Source organism: Bacillus sp. JJ1122 (assembly GCF_036964885.1).
GTDB lineage: Bacteria > Bacillota > Bacilli > Bacillales > Cytobacillaceae > Mesobacillus.
The window spans coordinates 1-2860 of record NZ_JBALQL010000020.1 but is presented as its reverse complement, the minus strand read 5'-3'; the positions used below and the strand labels follow the sequence as shown (position 1 = coordinate 2860).

Genomic DNA, 2860 nt, shown 5'->3' with positions numbered 1-2860 from the left:
GAAACGTCCCCGTGCTTCTTAAAATGGAAATAGCACGCCCATTTCCAATTAAAGTAAGGAAATACAGAACCTTTTTTGACCTCAATCGTATGAAAGGTAACGAACTATTTATTGGAGGTCGGTTGATATGGAAAAAGCTAAGAATAATATGAAAAGATATACTCAAATATATTCACAGCTAAGGGAAAGGTTACGCTGGAAGGTTACCGATCCATCATTATTGATGATGGTGGCGTCTTTGTATATTACGAACAATCGCAATTTTGATATCGGAAGGTTCAATGATGTTGCTGAACATATTAAAAATGAGTCCGGCTTGTTTTCGCCTTTACGGTCTCAGTCCCGATTTACCTTTGCCGCCATGCTCGATACAAGATTTGATAATCCCGAGGAGATGTTTCCGCACTTTATTACGGCGTACGAGGAACTGGTCTCAGCGGGATTCAGCAGAAATATTTTTACCTATATTGCCGCCATGCTGCTGATCACAACAGATGTACAAGACCTAGGGCCCCTTTCTGATCAGGCAAGGATCATCTACAAGAAGATGAGGGAGAAGCATTTATTTTTGACAAGTCACAGCGATTATCCGCTCGCGGTCACGCTGGCACAAAGCGAACGCCAGTCGGATGAACTGATTTTTCATATGGAAGACCTGTACAGCAAGCTTTCGCAAAATGGGTTTCGGAAAGGGAATGATCTGCAAAGCATGAGCCATATACTTTCATTGCATGAAAACAGCTCTGCAGATGATCTAGTTGCGAAATCCACAGAAATATTTTACGCAATGAAAAAAGAAGGAATCAAGCCGAAATCCATGTTCTATCCCCAAATGGCTTTGCTCACCTTCATTGAAAAGGACATGAATAACCTTACGCAAATAAAAGATATTTGGGAGCAATTGAACTTAGTGAAGGCATTCAAATGGAAAAAAGACATCAATTTCATGATGGCCGTTACGTTTGTAGTCAGTGATAAAATTGAAAATTCTTCACTGCTTCAGACAAACCTTTCAACCACCATCGAAACATTGATACAGGCTCAGCAGGCGGCTTCGATTGCAGCCATTTCAGGTGCCGCTGTGGCATCGTCTTCGAATGATAATCCTTAAAGAGGGCGTTCCAATGGGGAAGGGGAGGTTCTGGCGTTTTAAAGACAGGTGATTATTTGAGGCAACGGAACTAAACCGCTCCTCGGTTTTTATTAATCAAACGTTTGATTAAATGGGCATCGAAGGCCATCACAACCGATAATTAGTATAGGATTTAGAAAAAATAGCATTAGAAAGAGCAATGGAGTTTATTTTCCATTGCTTTTATTAATGTGTTTTCCCACATGTTCGTAATGCGATCTTGAGCAGTTAGCTCATTAATATGGTTGCCGACCACTCATATAAAAGATGCCAGCAAAAAAGCGCAGCTAATCCATAAACAAAGAGGTGAATAGAAGGCGGTATCTTGTTTTGCAAATCTAGTATGTTTGATTTTCTTGAAAAACCCTACATATTTTCCTTCACCAATAGCACGTAACAAGAAAACAATTCCTCCAGCTATACAAAGCCATTTTGAAAGTGGGGAGGATTTGATGACTGCGATCATATCAATTTGCACTAATAGTAGGACAGATGCAAAAAAGCAAAGTAATCCGATAAAAAGTGTACCTGCCATTCTTGGTTGTAAAACGGGTAATTTACTGTCATCATCAGTTGGAAGAGCCGCATGTACTCCCCAGCTTCCGCCCAATGCCCAAAAAACGTGTAACATACCAATCATTATAAATAGTAGAGACGTCATTGCTATTAAAATATTTATCAATTTATCACCCATTCTGTATGTTATCGTTTCCGTACTTTATTTGGTCATATCCTTAGTGTACTCGGTTATCAAGCATTTAGTACACTTTCACAAGATGTCAGAGAGCAGCAATCTCTTGCTAATTCATTTATCTTTTGCGTCTATGACCAAGAAATGTTTCTGGATCGTTTTTTCCTAAAAAAGGAAATGAATAACCGTTATTATATTACATTCTGATAACAATTTCTGTAAAAGCCTCCTCTTTTTCCGATGGATGTGGTAGTATGACGGACATGTTGGTTGAAAGGGGAGTTTGTTTATGATGAAGCGCATTTTTACAGGCATTCTTTTATTGAGCATGGCCGTCCTTGTGCTAGGCGCATGTGGCAAAGATAGCTCAAAAGGGAATACTGAGAAAGAAAATAAAAAGGATTTAGTTGCAACAGTAGATGGAAAAGGCATTTCAAAAAAGGAATACAACAAAGAGCTGGATGCCATGAAAGCATCTTACGAACAGCAAGGCATGCCGGTAGATCAGATGGATAAAAAGATGAAGGAACAACTCGAAAAGTCAGTTCTGGATAAAATGATCAATGCGGAATTGCTTCTCCAGACAGCCGAGAAGAGTGACATCTCCATTAAAGAAAAAGAAGTCGATACAGAACTGGAAAAAATCAAAGCCAACTTCGAAAATGACAAAAAGTTTGAAGAAGCTCTGAAAAAGAATAAAATGACCGAGAATGAGCTCAAAGACCAAATGAAAAAGCAAATGACGGTCAATAAATATTTGGAAAGCAAGATTGGCAAGGTAGAAGCGACACCACAAGAAATCCAGGCCATGTATGACCAATATAAAAAGTCACTCGAAAGCCAAAAGCAAAAGCCAGAAGAGTTCGCGAAGATAAGTCCACAGCTTGAGCAGCAAGTGATCTCTCAGAAAGAGAATGAAGAGGTTGGTAAGCTGGTGGATGAACTCCGTAAAAAGAATGAGGATAAAATTAAAATTCATGAGGCGTAGGAAGATGCTCGCGTCGAATTATTAAATGGGGGATAGACAATTGTCTATC

At 39.3% G+C, this 2860-nt stretch carries 3 protein-coding genes; 2 read left to right on the top strand and 1 reads right to left on the bottom strand.

Going from position 1 to position 2860, the window contains the following annotated elements; translation table 11 throughout:
* Nucleotides 1-127 precede the first annotated feature (127 nt).
* Entirely contained in the window at nucleotides 128-1111 is a 984-nt protein-coding gene (locus V7201_RS11535; RefSeq protein WP_335376885.1) for a DUF4003 family protein, read from the top strand.
* Nucleotides 1112-1388: 277 nt separating this feature from the next.
* On the opposite strand, the gene V7201_RS11530 is transcribed toward V7201_RS11535, so the two are convergent.
* A complete protein-coding gene (locus tag V7201_RS11530; protein WP_335376884.1) occupies nucleotides 1389-1826 on the bottom strand; it encodes a DUF3995 domain-containing protein in 438 nt (145 codons plus the stop codon).
* Between the two features lie 286 nt (nucleotides 1827-2112).
* Here V7201_RS11530 and V7201_RS11525 point away from each other — a divergent pair, with 286 nt between their 5' ends.
* Nucleotides 2113-2811, top strand: coding sequence for a SurA N-terminal domain-containing protein (locus V7201_RS11525; RefSeq protein ID WP_335376883.1), 699 nt, complete (start codon nucleotides 2113-2115; stop codon nucleotides 2809-2811).
* Nucleotides 2812-2860 lie beyond the last annotated feature (49 nt).